The organism is Actinocatenispora sera, assembly GCF_018324685.1.
Lineage (GTDB): Bacteria > Actinomycetota > Actinomycetes > Mycobacteriales > Micromonosporaceae > Actinocatenispora > Actinocatenispora sera.
The window spans coordinates 4,940,937-4,958,222 of the sequence record NZ_AP023354.1 but is presented as its reverse complement, the minus strand read 5'-3'; the positions used below and the strand labels follow the sequence as shown (position 1 = coordinate 4,958,222).

11 protein-coding genes and 3 pseudogenes are annotated in these 17,286 nt (G+C 73.6%); 11 read left to right on the top strand and 3 right to left on the bottom strand.

Translation table 11 applies throughout. The features are described from left to right. The 3 genes from Asera_RS23590 to thrS all read left to right on the top strand — a co-directional run bounded on the left by Asera_RS23590 (window position 1) and on the right by thrS (window position 5,586). Window positions 1-825, top strand: coding sequence for a hypothetical protein (locus Asera_RS23590; RefSeq protein WP_051802509.1), 825 nt, complete (start codon window positions 1-3; stop codon window positions 823-825). Next, entirely contained in the window at window positions 822-3,302 is a 2,481-nt protein-coding gene (locus Asera_RS23585; RefSeq protein ID WP_084131954.1) for a VIT domain-containing protein, read from the top strand. Before Asera_RS23590 ends, Asera_RS23585 begins: the two co-directional genes overlap by 4 nt. A 259-nt stretch (window positions 3,303-3,561) precedes the next feature. Continuing rightward, window positions 3,562-5,586 carry a threonine--tRNA ligase gene (gene thrS, locus Asera_RS23580; protein WP_051802508.1) on the top strand — a complete coding sequence of 675 codons (2,025 nt, stop codon included), beginning with the start codon at window positions 3,562-3,564 and terminating at the stop codon, window positions 5,584-5,586. An 84-nt stretch (window positions 5,587-5,670) separates the two neighbouring features. On the opposite strand, the gene Asera_RS23575 is transcribed toward thrS, so the two are convergent. After that, window positions 5,671-5,913 carry a hypothetical protein gene (locus Asera_RS23575; protein ID WP_157034939.1) on the bottom strand — a complete coding sequence of 81 codons (243 nt, stop codon included), beginning with the start codon at window positions 5,911-5,913 and terminating at the stop codon, window positions 5,671-5,673. 178 nt (window positions 5,914-6,091) lie between these two features. Between Asera_RS23575 and Asera_RS23570 the strand changes: the two genes are divergently transcribed. The 3 genes from Asera_RS23570 (at window position 6,092) to Asera_RS23560 (ending at window position 8,215) form a co-directional block, all read left to right on the top strand. Continuing rightward, window positions 6,092-6,322 carry a winged helix-turn-helix domain-containing protein gene (locus Asera_RS23570; RefSeq protein ID WP_030447380.1) on the top strand — a complete coding sequence of 77 codons (231 nt, stop codon included), beginning with the start codon at window positions 6,092-6,094 and terminating at the stop codon, window positions 6,320-6,322. A gap of 218 nt (window positions 6,323-6,540) precedes the next feature. Next, the gene (locus tag Asera_RS23565; protein ID WP_030447379.1) at window positions 6,541-7,662 is read left to right on the top strand and encodes a serine hydrolase domain-containing protein; all 1,122 of its coding nucleotides are present in this window, start codon (window positions 6,541-6,543) and stop codon (window positions 7,660-7,662) included. A 70-nt stretch (window positions 7,663-7,732) separates the two neighbouring features. Further along, window positions 7,733-8,215 carry an HIT family protein gene (locus Asera_RS23560; protein ID WP_084132039.1) on the top strand — a complete coding sequence of 161 codons (483 nt, stop codon included), beginning with the start codon at window positions 7,733-7,735 and terminating at the stop codon, window positions 8,213-8,215. 36 nt (window positions 8,216-8,251) lie between these two features. On the opposite strand, the gene Asera_RS23555 is transcribed toward Asera_RS23560, so the two are convergent. Continuing rightward, window positions 8,252-8,953 carry a potassium channel family protein gene (locus tag Asera_RS23555; RefSeq protein WP_030447377.1) on the bottom strand — a complete coding sequence of 234 codons (702 nt, stop codon included), beginning with the start codon at window positions 8,951-8,953 and terminating at the stop codon, window positions 8,252-8,254. 146 nt (window positions 8,954-9,099) lie between these two features. On the opposite strand from Asera_RS23555, the gene Asera_RS23550 reads away from it, so the two are divergent. Both Asera_RS23550 and Asera_RS23545 read left to right on the top strand, forming a co-directional pair. Then, window positions 9,100-10,836, top strand: a complete 1,737-nt coding sequence (locus Asera_RS23550; protein WP_084131950.1) for an MFS transporter — start codon at window positions 9,100-9,102, stop codon at window positions 10,834-10,836. A 53-nt stretch (window positions 10,837-10,889) separates the two neighbouring features. Further along, complete coding sequence (locus tag Asera_RS23545) at window positions 10,890-11,369, top strand: MarR family winged helix-turn-helix transcriptional regulator (RefSeq protein WP_211255637.1); 480 nt, start codon at window positions 10,890-10,892, stop codon at window positions 11,367-11,369. 99 nt (window positions 11,370-11,468) lie between these two features. Here the strand turns inward: Asera_RS23545 and Asera_RS23540 are convergent, their stop codons facing one another. Beyond that, complete coding sequence (locus Asera_RS23540; protein WP_030447374.1) at window positions 11,469-13,664, bottom strand: elongation factor G-like protein EF-G2; 2,196 nt, start codon at window positions 13,662-13,664, stop codon at window positions 11,469-11,471. A 316-nt stretch (window positions 13,665-13,980) separates the two neighbouring features. Here Asera_RS23540 and pgsA point away from each other — a divergent pair. From pgsA to Asera_RS23525, 3 pseudogenes are all read left to right on the top strand, one after another. Then, window positions 13,981-14,613 (top strand): annotated as a pseudogene (pgsA, locus tag Asera_RS23535) (phosphatidylinositol phosphate synthase); the annotation flags it as partial. Window positions 14,614-14,759: 146 nt separating this feature from the next. After that, window positions 14,760-15,677 (top strand): annotated as a pseudogene (locus tag Asera_RS23530) (phosphatidylinositol mannoside acyltransferase); the annotation flags it as partial. 206 nt (window positions 15,678-15,883) lie between these two features. Continuing rightward, window positions 15,884-16,990: pseudogene (locus Asera_RS23525) on the top strand (glycosyltransferase family 4 protein); the annotation flags it as partial. Window positions 16,991-17,286 lie beyond the last annotated feature (296 nt).

Sequence of the window (17,286 nt, the reverse complement as noted above, 5' to 3'; positions counted from 1 at the left end):
ATGGACACGCCGCCGCGGCGGGCCGACCCGCTCTGGACGCTCGACGAACTCGTCGAGCGGGCCGGCCGCGCCCTCTCCGCCGCCACCTCGACCGTGAACGGCCGGGTCCGGCAGCTGCCGGACCGCCGCGCCGTCCGGTGGTACGCGTCGACCGGCCTGGTCGACCGCCCCGGCGTGATGCGCGGCCGGGTCGCGCTCTACGGCCCCCGCCAGCTGTTGCAGCTGGTCGCGATCAAGCGCCGGCAGGCGCAGGGCGCCCGGCTCGCCGACATCCAGGCCGAGCTGGCCGGCGCCGACGACGCCGAGCTCGCGGCGATCGCCGCGATCCCACCCGACCTGCTCGCCGGGTCCGCCGACGCGCCGACGCGGCCGGAGGCGCCGGTGCGCCGTCGGTTCTGGCTCGACCAGCCCGCGGCCGCTGCGCCCGCCGCCCCGCCGCCGGCCGCACTCGGCGAATCGCCGGCTGCGCCCGGCGCGTCCGGCGACGAGATCGCGTCGGGTGAGAGCCCCGGCCCGGCCGCCGCCGGGCACGGTGCGGTGCAGGCGCCCGCCGCGGTCGACGACGGCGCGATGAGGGGCATCGGGTACGGCGCGATGAGGGCGCCCGCCGCGGTCGGCGCCGTGCACGGGCTGGCGCTGGGTGACGGCGCGATCCTGCTGCTGCCGCCGGGAGACGCGGCGCCCACCGAGGCGCAGTCCGCTGCGCTGCGTGCGGCGGCGGCGCCGTTGCTCGCCGCGCTCGCCTCGCACCGCGCCGAGAGCCGGGCGGCCGCCGGCCCGCAGGACCACACTGACCGGAGCGACCCGCAGGAGGAACCGCGATGACCGTGCAGTTGACCACGCTCGGCGACACCGAGTTCGACCGGGTCGGCGGGCGCCGGGCCGGGGTGCCGACCACCGACGACGAGCCCGGTGCCGGTGCGCTGACCACGGCGCGCGGCAACCTGCCGCTGGCCGCGCTCGCGGTCGACGCGCGCATCGTCGGGCTGACCGCGCACACGGTGCTGCGGCAGAGCTTCCGCAACCCGTACGACGAGCCGCTGGAGGCGACGTACCTCTTCCCGCTGCCGCCGCGGGCCGCGGTGACCGCGATGCGGATGACCGCCGACGACCGGGTCGTCGAGGCCGAGCTGCAGGAACGCGGTGCCGCGCGCGAGCGGTACGAGAAGGCGGTGGAGGCCGGGCAGCGGGCGTCGATCGCCGAGCAGGAACGGCCGGACGTGTTCACCATGCGGGTCGGCAACATCCTGCCCGGCGAGCGGGTCGAGGTGGAGCTGACCACCGAGGGCCTGCTGCCGTACGCCGACGACGCCGCCACGTTCCGCTTCCCGCTGGTCGTCGCCCCCCGCTACATCCCCGGTACGCCGCTGCCCGGCGGTTCGGTCGGCGACGGCACGGTGCCCGACACCGATGCGGTGCCGGACGCGTCCCGGATCACCCCGCCGGTGCTGCTGCCCGGGTTCCCGAACCCGATCGACCTGTCGGTGACGGTGCACGTCGACGCGGGCGGGCTGCCGCTGCGGCAGGTGCGCTCCAGCCTGCACACCGTCGACACCGAGCGCACCGACGACGGGGTGCGGCTCGCGATCGCGCCGGGGGAGCGGGCCGACCGGGACTTCGTGCTGCGCCTGGGCTACGGCGAGCAGGCCGTTGCCACGGCGGCGAGCGTCACCCCGGACGAGCCGGCCGGCACCGACGGTACGGAGTACGGCGGTGCCACCGTGCGGCTGACCCTGCTGCCGCCGACCGACGCCGTGCCGCCGCGGCCGCGCGACGTGGTGCTGCTGCTGGACCGCTCCGGCAGCATGAACGGCTGGAAGATGGTCGCCGCCCGCCGGGCCGCCGCCCGCATCGTGGACACCCTCACCGACGCCGACCGGTTCGCGGTGCTGCGGTTCGATCACGTGGTCGAGCACGTGGACGGGCTGCCGGAGGGGCTGGTCGCGGCGACCGACCGGAGCCGGTACGCGGCAGTCGAGGCGCTGGCCCGCACCGACGCGCGCGGCGGTACCGAGCTGCTCAGCCCGCTGACCGAGGCGCTGTCGCTGCTGGCGGAGTCCGGTCGGGACCGGGTGCTGGTGCTCGTCACCGACGGCCAGGTCGGCAACGAGGACCAGATCGTCGCCGCGAGCGCCGACCGGTTCGCCGGCGTCCGGGTGCACACCGTCGGCATCGACCGGGCCGTGAACGCCGGGTTCCTCGGCCGGCTCGCGACGCTCGGTGGCGGCCGGTGCGAGCTGGTGGAGTCGATGGACCGGCTCGACGAGGCGATGACCGCGATCCACCGGCGCATCTCCGCCCCGGTACTGCGCGATCTGCGGCTGACGTTCGACGGGCCGGAGCTGGTGGGCGACACGCTGACTCCGGCCCGGATGCCGGATCTGTTCCCCGGTGCACCGGTCATGGTGGCCGGGCGACTGCGCGCGGCCGGTGCCGGGCGGGTGCGCGTGGACGCGCGCCGGCCGGACGGCACGCCGTGGTCCACGACCGCCGAGCTGGTCGCCGGCGAGGACCCGGCCGCGGCCGCGGTCTGGGCCCGTGGTCGGCTGCGTGACCTCGAGGACGAGTACGCGATCGGTGCCACCGACCGCGCGTCGGCCGAGGCGAGGATCGTCGCCACGTCGCTGCGGTTCGGCGTGCTGTGCCGGTTCACCGCGTACGTGGCGGTCGACAGCCGGGTAGTCACCGAGGGCGGCACGCCGCGCCGGGTGACCCAGCCCGTGGAGCTGCCGTCCGGCTGGGAGCCGCCGGCGGCGCTCGCCGGTGGCAGCGGCGGCGGCCGGATGATGCCGATGGCGATGAAGCTGTCGTCGCACACCGCGCCGCCCGCTCCGGGCGCCCCGGCTCCGGCCACGGCACCGGGCGTGTCCGCCCGGCGGGCCCGGCCGGCGGTCTTCGGCGGGCCCGGGTTCGCGCCGGGGCACCGCCCGCCGGCCGACCCGCTGGAGGGCGCCCGCCAGCAGGCGAACCTGGAGCTGCGCCGGCTGCGCGCGCTGCCCCCGGCCGACGACCGCCGTAGCGCCCTGGCCGACCTCGGGACCCGGCTGGCGGCGCTGGTCGACGGCCTGCCGGACGGCGTCACCGGCCGCGCCGAGCTGGCCGCCCTGGTGACCGACCTGCGCGCTTGCGACGGCGACGAGCCGCCGCGCGGCGCCGAGCTGGACCGGCTGTGGCAGCGCACGATCGACCTACTCGCCGCGTTCGCCGGGGAACGGCCGGCGCCCGAGCCCGCGCCGCGCCGCTTCGGTCGGCGCCGGCGGCCGGAGGACGGTACCGACCGGCGGGGTTCCTTCTGGCGCTGAGCGCGCGCCCCGGCCGGACGACGGTACCGACCGGCGGGGCTCCTTCTGGCGCGGGGGGCGCCTCCCAGCCCGCCGTACCGGGAGGCTCGTTCGTCGCTCGCCGCCCCGGCTGGTACCGCCCGGCCGGGGCGACGCCGTCGCCGATGGGTGGTATGAGCAGGTGGCCGCGCACGTCGCGGTCGGGGCGACCGATAGCATCGACCCGGTCCGGCCGAGTCGTCGGTCCGGTGTCCCGCAGCCTTCTTGACGAGGAGTCATCGTGCCCGCAGCGACCGCCGCCCAGGGGAGTGAGACCGCCTCCGTCCTCGTGCCGGCCGGTACGACGGCGGCGGATGCGATCGCCGCGGCCGGGCTGCCGACGTCCGGTCCGACCGCGATCGTGGTGGTCCGCGCCGACGGCGTGCTCAAGGACCTGGAGTGGCAGCCGAAGACCGACACGGCCGTCGAGCCGGTGTCGATCGACTCAGCGGACGGGCTGAAGGTGCTGCGCCACTCCGCCGCGCACGTGATGGCCCAGGCGGTGCAGGAGATCTTCCCCGGCACCCTGCTCGGCATCGGCCCGCCGGTCGAGAACGGCTTCTACTACGACTTTCTGCCGGAGAAGCCGTTCACGCCGGAGGATCTGGCCGCCATCGAGAAGAAGATGGGCGCGATCATCAAGTCCGGTCAGCGGTTCCACCGGCGGCCGATCTCCGACGAGCACGCGCACGCCGAGCTCGCGCACGAGAAGTTCAAGCTGGAGCTGATCGAGCTGAAGGGCTCGGCCGGCGAGGCGGCCGAGGGCGCCAGCGTCGAGGTCGGCGCCGGCGGGCTGACCATGTACGACAACCTCGACGGCAAGTCCGGCGACCTGGTCTGGACCGACCTGTGCCGCGGCCCGCACCTGCCGACCACCCGGTTGATCCCGGCGGTCAAGCTGATGCGCAGCGCCGCCGCGTACTGGCGCGGCAATGAGTCCAACCCGCAGCTGCAACGCATCTACGGCACCGCGTGGCCGACCCGGGACGAGCTCAAGGCGTACCTGAAGCTGCTGGAGGAGGCCGCCAAGCGCGACCACCGCAAGCTCGGCGCCGAGCTCGACCTGTTCAGCTTCCCCGAGCAGCTCGGCTCCGGCCTGCCGGTGTTCCACCCCAAGGGCGGCATCATCCGGCGCGAGCTGGAGGGGTACTCCCGGCAGCGGCACGAGCAGGCCGGCTACGAGTTCGTCAACACGCCGCACATCACCAAGGGCGCGCTGTTCGAGACCTCCGGCCACCTGCCGTACTACGCCGACACCATGTACCCGCCGATGGAGCTCGAGGGCGCGGAGTACTACCTCAAGGCCATGAACTGCCCGATGCACAACCTGATCTTCGACTCGCGCGGCCGCTCGTACCGGGAGCTGCCGCTGCGGCTGTTCGAGTTCGGCACCGTGTACCGGTACGAGAAGTCCGGGGTGGTGCACGGCCTGACCCGGGTGCGCGGGCTCACCATGGACGACTCGCACATCTACTGCACCCAGGAGCAGATGCCGGGCGAGCTGCGCAACCTGCTGACGTTCGTGCTCGACCTGCTGCGCGACTACGGGCTGGACGACTTCTACCTGGAGCTGTCGACCCGGGACGACTCGGACAAGTTCATCGGGGCGCCGGAGGAGTGGGAGGCGGCCACCGAGTCGCTGCGGCGCGCCGCCGAGGACTCCGGCCTGGAGCTGGTGCCCGACCCGGGCGGCGCGGCGTTCTACGGGCCGAAGATCTCGGTCCAGGCCAAGGACGCGATCGGCCGGTCCTGGCAGATGTCGACCATCCAGCTCGACTTCAACCAGCCCAAGCGGTTCGGTCTGGAGTACCAGGCGGCGGACGGCACCCGGCAGACCCCGGTGATGATCCACCGGGCGCTGTTCGGCTCGATCGAGCGGTTCTTCGGGGTACTCACCGAGCACTACGCCGGCGCCTTCCCGGCCTGGCTGTCGCCGGTGCAGGTGGTCGGCATCCCGATCCGCGACGACCACGCCGGCTACCTGCAGTCCTTTGTGGACACCCTGCGGGCGCAGGGCATCCGGGCCGAGGTGGACACCGCCGACGACCGGATGCAGAAGAAGATCCGCAACGCGCAGAAGCAGAAGATCCCGTTCATGGCCATCGCCGGCGACGACGACGTGACCGCCGGTACGGTCTCCTTCCGCTACCGGGACGGCTCGCAGCGCAACGGCGTCCCGCTCGACGACGCCGTGGCGCACATCGTCGAGATCGTCCGCTCCCGTACCAACCTCGGCCCGTCCACCGAGGCGGGCGAGGCCGAGTAGCCCGTTGCCGGGTTTCCTTGGGCGCCAAGGAAACCCGGGTGTCGCTGTTCGAGCACCGGGGCCGTCGGTACGACTGCGCCGGTCTCACCGCACGTCCTGGACCAACAGCCCGTCGATGCGGCAGAAGAACACCCGGGCGCGGCCGTCGTTGTCGTTGGGGTCGAGCGGGCCGGCGGTCAGGTAGCACATCCCGTTGGTGAGTGCCTGTTCGGCGGTGATCACGTGCCACCAGGCGGCGCCCGCCCCGTAGACCCCGGCGGCCGGGCTGATGTGCACCAGCTGTCCGGCCCGGGGAAGGCGATCGGGCCGCCGGATAAGGTTCGTCATAGCCGCTCCCTTCGCGAGCGGTCAGGGGCCGGGCGGCGTGGACTGGACGCCACCCGGCCCTGTCTGCGGTTCGCCGCCTACGTTAGCTGAACGACTAGGTACTAGTCTAGTTCAGATTAGGGATGATTAACGTTGTATCGGCCAGACATGCAGCATGCTGGGTTGTAATCATCGGCTCATGTCGATCGATCCTGACGCGCCGGAGTACGCCTGGCAGCAGCTCGCGGCCCTGATCGAGGACCGGATCGCCGGCGGGAAGTACACCCGCCGGCTGCCGTCCGAGTCCTCGTTCAGCCAGGAGTTCGGCCTGGCCCGCAACACGGTGCGTCGCGCCATGGAGGACCTGCGCGAGCGCGGCCTGGTCGTCACCATCCCGCAGCGTGGCACGTTCGTGAAGCGCGACAACTAGCGGACCAACGCCTACCGGTGCTCCGTCCACCCGCGGCGTGACGACCGATCCGCCGAACAGCTGCGAGGGCGGCGTCGGGGCCGGCGCCACCGCGTACTCGGTGCCGGTCCCGATGCCCGCCCTCCGCCAGAGCTGACGCCGTGCCGTACGTCGCCGATCCGCCGTCGTCCCGGCGGAGGCCGGCGCATCATCGAAGGCGGCGACGGTGAGGTGCGGCGATGGTGGACTGGACGGAGAGCCTGGCGCGGCGGGCCGGCATCGATCCCGATCCGCTGGCCCGGGCGGTACGGCTGGTGGCGCAGCGCGGCGGGAGCGCCCAACTGTGCGTGCTGCACGGCGACCGGGTGCTGATCGACCGCTGCTTCGGCTGTCGGCCGGATTCGCTGTTCTGGCTGTTTTCCACCAGCAAGCCGTTCGTGGCGCTGCTGGTACACCGGCTGGCCGAGCGGGGGCTGCTGGGTCTGGACGAGCCGGTCGCGCGGTACTGGCCGGAGTTCGCGGCCCGCGGCAAGCAGCACGTCACCGTGCGGCACGTCCTGTCGCACCGGGCCGGGCTGCCACTCGCGCACCACAGCATCGCTGCGGACTCGCTCGCCATGCTCGACGGACCGCGGTTCGTGCGCGCCCTGGCCCGGGCCCGGCCGCGGTGGGCGGCGGGCGCGGTCCCGGCGTACCACATCATCAGCTACGGCTACCTGCTCGGCGAGCTGGTCCGCCGCGTCACCGGCCGCCCGGTCGGCGCGGTACTGCGGGACGAGTTGCTGGATCCGTTGCGGTTGGGCGACATCCACCTCGGCCTGCCCGCCGTGCTGTACCGCCGGGCGGTGCCGGTGCACACCCGCGGACGTACCCTGCCGGCCCGGTACTGGTTGAACCGCAGCGCGCTGCGGGCGGCGCCGATCCCGGCGGCCGGTGTGTCGGCGACCGCGCGCGACGTGGCCCTGTTCTACCGGATGTTGCTGCGTGGCGGTGAACTCGACGGCGCGCGGGTACTCGCGCCGGCCAGCGTCGCCGCCGCCCGCGCGCAGTCCACCGCCGACGGCGAGCTGGACCGGCTGCTGCACGTGCCGGTGCGCTGGGCGTACGGGTTCCAGCTCGGCTCGGCGTCTGTCGGCTCGCCGTCGGCGAACCCGCTCGGTCAGACCAGTCACCGCGACGCGTTCGGCCACAACGGCTCCAACGCGTGCCTGGCCTGGGCCGACCCCACCCGTGACCTGGTGTTCGTGCACCTGGGCAACGTGTTCACCGCCGGCCACGAGGGCGCCGGCTACCTCGCCGAGGTCTCCGACGCCGTGCTGGCCGCGGTCGACGGCGGCCGTAGGATCGGTGGTCGTGAGTGACGAGCAGGTGATCCGGCAGGACGGTGCGGGCGATCCGGACGAGCTGGAGCGGCTCTGGACGCCGTTTCGGATGGCCTACATCCAGGGCGAGAACAAGCCGACCGGCCCGGCCGACGACCCGGCCGGTTGCCCGTTCTGCCGGGTGCCGACGCTGCCGGACGCCGAGGGGCTCGTCGTCGCCCGCGGTGCCAGCGTGTACGCGCTGTTGAACCTCTACCCCTACAACACCGGGCACCTGATGGTCTGCCCGTACCGGCACGTGCCCGACTACACCGACCTGACGGACGCGGAACTGGCCGAGTTCGGCGCGTTCACCCAGACGGCGATGCGGGCGGTACGCCGGGCCAGCGGTGCCGAGGGCTTCAACATCGGGATCAACCAGGGCTCGGCCGGCGGCGCCGGCATCGCCGGCCACCTGCACCAGCACGTGGTGCCGCGGTGGGAGGGCGACACGAACTTCATGCCGGTGGTCGGGCACACCAAGGTGCTGCCGCAGCTGCTCGCCGACACCCGCAGCCTGCTCGCCGACGCCTGGTCCGCGATCGTCGGCTGACGCCCGCCCGCGGGGCCGCAGCTGGCGTCGGGGCGGTCAGGATCGCGGCGGCCGGCGCCGGCGGCGGGCGCGGCCGATGTTGGCGACCGCCATCGCCACCACGGTGACCAGGTACAGCTGGCCGATGACCGCCTCGGACGCGGCGACCATCTGCCCGAGGCGGGCGCGCGGGACCAGGTCCCCGTAGCCCGTGGTGGTGATCGTGATGAGGCTGAAGTAGAGGAAGTCAACGGGCCGGTCGGGGCTGCTGCCGGCGAAGAACGTCGGCCGGGCCGCGTCGATCAGTCCGAACGCGTCCGCGTAGCCGACGGCGACGAGCAGGTAGACGCTCAGCGCGGCGGCGACGGTGGACAGCGTGATCCGCGGCGACCGACCGACCCGGGCGAGGACGAGCGCGATCGTTCCGGCGACGAGCAGCATCGTCAGCGCGTCACCGGCGATCACGAGCGGCCGGTACCCGGCGAGCAGGCCGGCGACCTCGATGAGCACCGCGACGGCGCCGGCGACGGCCGCGGCGCGGACCAGGCGGACCGGATAGCGGGCGGTGCGCACGGCGAACAGCAGGGTCAGCGAGAGCAGTACCGCCGCGAGGGCGCCACCGGGGCCGCCGAACCCGGTGCAGATCAGCGCGAGCAGCACGGCGAACAGCACCACCCCGTACGCGTCGGGCTGGCGGGCCCGGCGCCACAGCCGGCGCAGCTGGCCCGTCGACGCGGCGGGGCGCGGCCTGTCCGACATGGCTCCAGCATCCCAGCGCGACCGGTACGGAGCTGGCATTCCGCCGGGCCCGACGTGACGTGCATCCCGATCGCGCCGGATCGATCGCCGCCGCTCTGTTAGTTAGCAGCAAGCAACTAGAATGACGAGCGGGAGGTTGTGCACGCATGTCAGAGGCTGCCGTGTCGCAGGCCGCATCAGGTCGTCGAAACCGGTTCGATCGGGATCATCCGCGCTACAAGTGGGTGGCGCTGTCCAACACCACGGTGGGCATGCTGCTCGCCACCATCAACTCGTCCATCGTGATCATCTCGCTGCCGGCGATCTTCCGCGGCATCGGTCTCAACCCGCTGGAACCCGGCAACGTCAGCTACCTGCTGTGGATGATCATGGGGTTCCTGCTGGTCTCGGCCGTGTTGGTGGTTTCGGTCGGCCGGCTGGGCGACATGTTCGGTCGGGTCAAGATCTACAACGGCGGCTTCGTGGTGTTCACCGTCGCGTCCATCGCGCTGTCGCTGGACCCGTTCCACGCCAGCACCGGCGCGCTCTGGCTGATCGGCTGGCGGGTGGTGCAGGGCGTCGGTGGCGCGATGCTGTTCGCCAACTCCACCGCGATCCTGACCGACGCGTTCGACGAGAAGCAGCGCGGCATGGCGCTGGGCGTCAACCAGGTCGCCGCGATCGCCGGCTCGTTCGTCGGGCTGGTCATCGGGGGCGTGCTGTCGGAGTACCACTGGCGGTGGGTGTTCCTGGTCAGCGTGCCGATCGGGATCATCGGCACGATCTGGTCCTACACCTCGCTGCGGGAGCTGGGCCAGCGCAAGCGCGAGTCGCTCGACTGGCCTGGCAACATCACCTTCGCCGCGGGCCTGTCGGTGCTGCTCGCCGCCATCACGTACGGCATCCAGCCGTACGGGTCGCACGCCACCGGCTGGACCAATCCCAAGGTGGACGCCGGGCTGATCCTCGGCGTGCTGCTGCTCGTCGCGTTCTGCATCATCGAGAGCAAGGTGCGCGAGCCGATGTTCCGGCTCAGCCTGTTCAAGATCCCGCGGTTCTCCGCCGGCAGCCTCGCCGTCCTGCTGTCCGCGATCGGGCGCGGCGGCCTCCAGTTCATGCTGATCATCTGGCTGCAGGGCATCTGGCTGCCGCTGCACGGGTACGACTTCGTCGACACGCCACTGTGGGCCGGCATCTACATGCTGCCGCTGACCGTCGGGTTCCTGCTCGCCGGCCCGGTCTCCGGCTACCTGTCCGACCGGTTCGGCCAGCGCATCTTCGCCTCCGGCGGGCTGGTGATCGTGGCCTGCACCTTCCTCGGCATGATGCTGCTGCCGGTGAACTTCTCGTACCCGGTGTTCGCCCTGCTGCTGTTCGTCAACGGCGTCGGCTCGGGCATCTTCTCCTCGCCGAACACCTCGCGGGTGATGAGCAGCGTGCCGGCGCACCAGCGCGGCGCCGCCGCCGGCATGCGCGGCACGTTCCAGAACTCCGGCCAGGCGCTGTCGATCGGCATCTTCTTCTCCCTGATGATCGTCGGGTTGGCGGCCACCCTGCCGAGCACCCTGACACACGGGCTGGAGCAGCAGGGCGTGCCGGCCGCGACCGCGCAGCAGGTGGGCAGCCTGCCACCGGTCGGCAGCCTGTTCGCCGCGTTCCTCGGGTACAACCCGATCGGCACGCTGGTGCCGCCGAGCGTGCTGCACCACCTGACCGCGCACCAGCAGCACACCCTGCTCGGCAAGCAGTTCTTCCCGCACCTGATCTCCGGCCCGGTGCATCAGGGGCTGGTCGTCGTGTTCACCGCCGCGGCGATCATGATGATCGTCGGAGCCGTGGCGTCGACCTTCGACGGCCGCCGTGCCCGCCGCGCCGACACCGATCCCACCAGGGCGGATGCGTAACAGCACGGTGGCCTAGGGTGGGGCATCCGCGATCCGGGAAGAGGGGGAAGGCAGTGTCCGACAAGCCCGCCACGGCCGCCGCTGCCGACACCGTGCCCGACGCGGACCCCGCCGAGCCGTACGCGGCCGACGCCGCCGCCCTGTTCGTCGCGATGGCCCGGCTCAACCGGTTGGTGCGCCGCAAGGCGCCGGCGCAGCTGGGTCACTCCGCCGTCGCGGCGCTCGCCACCGTGGTGTGGTTCGGGCCGCTGCGGCCCAGCGACCTCGCCGCCCGGGAGGGCGTCAGCGCACCGACCATGACCCGGGTGCTGTCCGGCCTGGAGGCCGGCGGCTATGCGATCCGCGAGCCCGATCCGGCCGACGGCCGGGCCAGCCTGGTGCGCGCCACCGCCGAAGGTGTCGCGCTGATCAAGGGCAACCGGTCGGCGCGCTCCCGGGTACTGCGGGAGCGCATCGCCGCGCTGACCGACGAGCAGCGGGCGGCGCTGCGGGCCGCGCTGCCGGCACTGCACGCGTTGACCGGCGACGACTGACCGCGCCGCGGCGACCTCCGCGGTCGCCGCGGGTGGCCGTTCGCCCGCGCACGTGGCCGCATCCGGCCGGGGACGCCGACCGGAAGCGGCCCGCGGTCGTCAGCGTGCCGCGTGCTCGGCCCGGATCTTGTCCGCGAGCTGCGCCGGCATCGGCTCGTACCGGACGAAGTGTCGGGTGAAGCTGCCGGTGCCGCTGGTCATCGAGCGCAGCTCGACGGAGTACCGCAGCAGCTCGGTGGCCGGCACCTCCGCCCGCACCAGGGTGCGCTCGCCCGGCTCCTGCTCGGTCCCGAGCACCCGGCCGCGGCGGCTCGACAGGTCGGACAGCACGGTACCGACGTGGCCGTCCGGCACCAGCACGGCGACCTCGTCCAGCGGCTCCAGCAGCGTCACCCCGGCCTGCGCCGCGGCGTCCTTGAGCGCCAGCGCGCCGGCGGTCTGGAACGCCGCGTCCGACGAGTCGACCGAATGCGCCTTCCCGTCGGTCAACGTCACCCGCACGTCCACCACGGGGAACCCGGCCGCGAGCCCCGCCGCGAGCTGGTTCACCACGCCCTTCTCCACGCTCGGGATGTACTGGTGCGGCACCGCGCCGCCGACGACCTTGTCCAGGTACTCGAAGCCGCTCCCGGAGGGCAGCGGCGTCACCTCGATGTCGCACACCGCGTACTGACCGTGGCCGCCGGACTGCTTGACGTGGCGACCGTGACCCGCCCCGGTGCCGGCGAACGTCTCCCGCAGCGCCACCCGTACCGGCTCGGTGTCGATCTCGGCGCCACCCGCGCGCAGCCGGTCCAGTACCACGTCGGCGTGCGCCTCGCCCATGCACCACAGCACCAGCTGCCGGGTCTCGGCGTTGCGCTCCAGCCGCAGCGTCGGATCGCCGGCCACCAGCCGCGCCATGTTGCGGGCCAGCGCGTCCTCGTCCGAACGGGTGTGCGCCACGATCGCCACCGGCAGCAGCGGCTCGGGCATCTGCCACTGCTCGATCAGCAGCGGATCGGACTTCGCCGAGATCGTGTCGCCGGTCTCCGCGGTACCGGACTTGGTCACCGCGCACACGTCGCCGGCGATGCAGCGCGGCACCTCGCGCAGCGCGGTACCGAGGGGGGAGTAGAGGTGGGCGACCCGCTCGTCCGCGTCGTGGTCGGGGTGGCCGCGCTCGGCCAGGCCGTGCCCGGCGATGTGCACCGCCACCTCCGGGGTCAGCGTGCCGGAGAACACCCGGACCAGCGAGACCCGGCCGACGTACGGGTCGATCGTCGTCTTGACCACCTCGGCCACCAGCGGCCCGGACGGGTCGGCGGTGAGCGGGTCGCGCGGGGAACCGTCCAGGTCGGTGACCGCGGGCAGGTTGTGCTCGGTCGGCCCGGGGAAGCCGCGCACGATGCCCGACAGCACCGAGTCCAGACCCACCGAACTCGGCGCGTCCACCGGGATCACCGGGTAGAAGGAGCCGCGCGCCACCGCCTTCTCCAGGTCGGCGATCAGGGTGGCCTCGTCGATCGCCTCCCCGTCCAGGTAGCGGTCCATCAGGGTCTCGTCCTCGCTCTCGGCGATGATCCCCTCGATCAGCGCGTTGCGCGCCTCCTCGATCGCCTCGACGTGCGCGGCCTGTGCCGGCTGCTCGGCCGGCGGGTACCCGTTGCTGTAGTCGAACACCGTCTGGGTGATCAGCCCGATCAGCCCGACGACCGGCTCACCGGCATCCTCCGGCGCGTCGGCGGCGCGCTCCCCGTGCACCGGCAGGTACAGCGGGAGCACGCCCTCGCCGAACACCCGCTGGCACAGCGCGACGGTCTCGTCGAAGTCGGCACGCGCGGCGTCCAGCCGGGTGACCACCACGCCGCGGGGCAGGCCCACCGCGGCGCACTCGTCCCACAGCGCGATGGTGGCCGCGTCCATCCCGTCGACGGCGGAGACCACGAACAGCGCCGCGTCCGCCGCCCGCAGCCCGGCCCGCAGCTCGCCGACGAAGTCGGAGTAGCCGGGCGTGTCCAGGAAGTTGATCTTCGTGTCGCCGACCAGCACCGGCGCCACCGCCAGGTTGACCGAACGTTGCTGCCGCACCGCCGCCGGGTCGGCGTCGCAGACCGTGCTGCCGTCGGTGACGGTACCGGCGCGGTCGATCGTGCCGGTGGCCGTAAGCAGCGCCTCGACCAGCGTGGTCTTCCCGACGCCGGAGTGCCCGACCACCACCACGTTGCGCAGGTTGCGCGGATCATCGACCACCGGCCCAGGGCCGGCGGCTCCCTTCTCGGACCCTTTCTGCGGGCCCGTGCCTCGCTGTGCCATCCTGCTACCTCCCGTGCCGGGCCGTTACGATCGCCGCGGCGCGTTGCTCACGCACCGCCTGCCGCCGATCACACACCCACACCTGTATCGACACAACCCCGACGCGCCAGCCGGACAGCGGCGCCGAGAACGGTACGGGCCGGCGCTCGCGCGAGGCGACGCCGGCCCTCCTGGCAACACGCTGAGTGCCGGGTACGGTGCGCTGCACGGCATGGTCGACTACCCGTTAAGGTGGGAAGCCGCGCCCGCCGGCGGGTGCGGGCGTCCGGCCGGAGCGGGTGCACCGGGGCGGATTTCCCAACATCCTGGCGGGAGCATGGCGAAGATCTTGAGCGTTCTGGGCAGGGCCGGCGCCGCTCGTGTCGCCGCCCCCGTCGGCAAGGCCCTGCTGCGGGCCGGTGTCACGCCGGACGTCGTGACCCTGATCGGTACCGGGGCGGTGCTGGTCGGCGCGCTCGGGTTCGTGGCCCGCGGCCACATCCTCACCGGGCTGATCATCATCACACTCAGTGTCTGCACCGACATGCTCGACGGTGCGATGGCCCGGGCCCGCGGCTACTCGACGCCGTTCGGCGCGTTCCTCGACTCGACCATGGACCGCATCGCCGACGCCGCGGTGTTCGGTTCGCTGGCGTTCTGGCTCGGCAACACCGGCCACCCGCTGCCGGCGATCGGCGCGCTGATCTGCCTCGCCGCCGGCCAGGTCATCTCGTACGCGAAGGCCAGGGCGCAGAGCGTCGGCATCGAGTGCAACGTCGGCATCGCCGAGCGGGCCGAGCGGCTGGTCATCGTCGGCGTCGGCGGCCTGTTCTACATCTTCGGCCTGGACATCGTCTTCTGGATCGCGATCTGGGTGCTCGCGGTGCTGTCGCTGATCACCGTCGCGCAGCGGATCCTGTACGTGCGCAAGCAGGCCGCCGGGATGCGCACCCCGCTGGGCACCGGCGGCGCGAGCGCACCGGCACCCGAGCGCGCCGGCACCGATCCGGCCGGTACCACCGGCACCGCAGCCACCACCGGCACGATCGGCACCGCGGGTACCGCCGACGGTGACTCCGGCGACCCGGTCTCCTCGCCGGGCAGCGGGGCCGGCGCGTGAGCGGCCGCGGCGTCGAACTGGCGTACGCGGCCGGCTGGAAGCTCGTCCGGCTGATGCCGGCCGGCCTGGCCCGATGGATCTTCCGGGCCGCCGCCGACCAGCTGACCCACCGCGGCAACCGCGGCGTCTGGCAGCTGACCCGCAACCTGCGCCGGGTGGTCGGCCCCGGCCCCAGCGAGGCTGACCTCGCCGAGCTGGTGCGCGCGGGCATGCGGTCCTACGCGCGGTACTGGCTGGAGGCCTTCCGGCTGCCCGCCGTCCCGCCACAGGTGATGACCGAGACGTTCCACCTGACCACGCCGGAGCTGCTGGACACCGTCGCCGGTGGCTGCGTGCTCGCCCTGCCGCACGCGGCGAACTGGGAGCACGCCGGTGTCTGGGCGACCTCGCAGGGCATCCGGCTCACCGCGGTCGCCGAGCGGCTCCAGCCCGAGGGGCTCTACCAGCGGTTCGTCGCCTACCGGCAGCGTCTCGGGATGGAGATCCTGCCGACCCGCGGCCCCGACCGCGCCACCATCGACACACTCGCCGAGCGGCTGCGCGACGGCGGGGTCGTCGCGCTGCTGGCCGACCGCGACATGTCCAGCCGGGGCGTCCCGGTGACGTTCTTCGGCCACCCCACCCGGATGCCGCCCGGCCCGGCGCTGCTCGCGATCCAGACCGGCCGGCCGCTGATCGTGGTGTCGCTGTGGTTCGGCGACGACGGGACGTACGCGAAGCTGACCGGTCCGCTGCCGGTGCCGGCCGAGGGCGCCCTGTCCGAGCGGGTCGCCACGCTCACCCAGCGCGTGGCCGACGAACTCGCCGCCGGTATCGCCGCCCATCCCGCCGACTGGCACATGCTCTCCCGGCTCTGGCTCGACGACCGGCCGCGCGCCGCCGCCGACGCCCCCGGCCAGCAGGCCCCGACCACCGCCGGCGACGCCCGCGGGCAGCAGGCCCCGGCCGCCGCGGCCGACGGCGCTGTCGTCGAGGACGGTGGCCTCGACGATGCCCCGATCGCCGGCCGATCCGTCGATGAGTCGGCGTCCGGCGCGCCCGCCGATGCCGCGGCGAGCCCCCGGACGGTGCCGGTGGCCGACGAAGCCGGCCGGGACACCTCGACCGGGGTGCGGTGAGGATGCGCGTCGGCATCGTCTGCCCCTTCTCCTTCGACGTACCCGGGGGAGTCCAGTGGCACGTGCGTGACCTGGCCGAGACGCTGATCGCGCTCGGGCACCGGGTCAGCGTGCTTGCCCCGGCCGAGGACGAGACCCACCTGCCCGGTTACGTCGTGCCGGCCGGGCGTGCGGTTCCGTTGCGCTACAACGGTTCCGTCGCCCGGGTCTCGTTCGGCCCGATCTCGGCGACCCGGGTACGGCGGTGGCTGTCGGCAGGCCGGTTCGACGTGCTGCACGTGCACGAGCCGATGTCGCCGAGCCTGTCGCTGCTGGCCTGCCTGGCCGCCCGCGGCCCGGTCGTCGCGACGTTCCACTTCGCCACCGGCGGCCGGTCCAAGGCGCTCGCCGCCGCGCAGGCCGGGCTGCAGCTGGTACTGGAAAAGATCACCGCCCGGATCGCGGTCAGCGCGCTGGCCCGCCGCGCCCAGGTGGAGCACCTCGGCGGCGGTGCGGTCGAGATCCCCAACGGCGTCCTGATCGACCGGTACGCGCATGCCGAGCCGCTGCCCGGCTGGGACCACGACGGGACCACCGTCGGCTTCCTCGGCCGGTTCACCGAACCGCGCAAGGGGTTCGACATCCTGACCGCGGCGATGGCCCGCCTCGCCACCGAGCGCCCCCGGCTGCGCCTGCTGGTGGCCGGCCCCGGCGAGGAGGACGACCTGTACCAGCGGCTGCCCGCGACCCTGCGCGACCGGGTGACGTTCCTCGGCCGCGTCAGCGAGGACGACAAGGCGCGGATGCTGCGCTCGGTCGACGTGTACTGCGCCCCCAACACCGGCGGCGAGTCGTTCGGGATGATCCTGACCGAGGCGATGGCAGCCGGCACCACGGTGCTCGCGAGCGACCTGGACGCGTTTCGCCGGGTACTCGACAACGGCAGCGCCGGCGCCCTGTTCCGTACCGGGCATGCGGAGTCGCTGGCGGCAGAGCTCGGCCCGCTGCTCGACGACGCGCCGCGCCGGGCGGCCCTCGCCGCCCGGGGCAGCGAAGTGGTCGCCGGGTACGACTGGCCGACGGTGGCCCAGCGGGTGCTGGAGGTGTACAACTCGGCCATCGAGGCCACGAGCAACGCGCCGACCGTGCGCGGCGACGACCCGACGCTGAGCCAGCGGCTCGCCGCGGTCCTGCGCGACAGCGAGCCGGGTGCACTGCCGCCGGACGGCGAGCCGGGTGCACTGTCGCCGGACGGCGAGCCGGGTGCGCTGCCGCCGGACGGCGAGCCGGGTGCACTGTCGCCGGACGGCGAGCCGGGCCCCGACGGCTGGGACGAGGGCCGGCGCAGCCCGCGCCGCCGGCTGCGCCGGGCGACGACCCGGCAGCGCTGAGTCGAGATTCAGCCGCGTCACCAGCCCCGACGGGT

What these genes read in the sequence shown, in the direction of transcription:
- Asera_RS23550 (WP_084131950.1), top strand. Translation starts at nt 9,100, where the DNA reads ATGTCAGAGGCTGCCGTGTCGCAGGCCGCATCAGGTCGTCGAAACCGG.
- Asera_RS23560 (WP_084132039.1), top strand. Translation starts at nt 7,733, where the DNA reads ATGGCCTACATCCAGGGCGAGAACAAGCCGACCGGCCCGGCCGACGAC.
- Asera_RS23575 (WP_157034939.1), bottom strand. Translation starts at nt 5,913, where the DNA reads ATGACGAACCTTATCCGGCGGCCCGATCGCCTTCCCCGGGCCGGACAG.
- Asera_RS23540 (WP_030447374.1), bottom strand. Translation starts at nt 13,664, where the DNA reads ATGGCACAGCGAGGCACGGGCCCGCAGAAAGGGTCCGAGAAGGGAGCC.
- Asera_RS23585 (WP_084131954.1), top strand. Translation starts at nt 822, where the DNA reads ATGACCGTGCAGTTGACCACGCTCGGCGACACCGAGTTCGACCGGGTC.
- Asera_RS23555 (WP_030447377.1), bottom strand. Translation starts at nt 8,953, where the DNA reads ATGTCGGACAGGCCGCGCCCCGCCGCGTCGACGGGCCAGCTGCGCCGG.
- Asera_RS23565 (WP_030447379.1), top strand. Translation starts at nt 6,541, where the DNA reads ATGGTGGACTGGACGGAGAGCCTGGCGCGGCGGGCCGGCATCGATCCC.
- Asera_RS23570 (WP_030447380.1), top strand. Translation starts at nt 6,092, where the DNA reads ATGTCGATCGATCCTGACGCGCCGGAGTACGCCTGGCAGCAGCTCGCG.
- Asera_RS23590 (WP_051802509.1), top strand. Translation starts at nt 1, where the DNA reads ATGGACACGCCGCCGCGGCGGGCCGACCCGCTCTGGACGCTCGACGAA.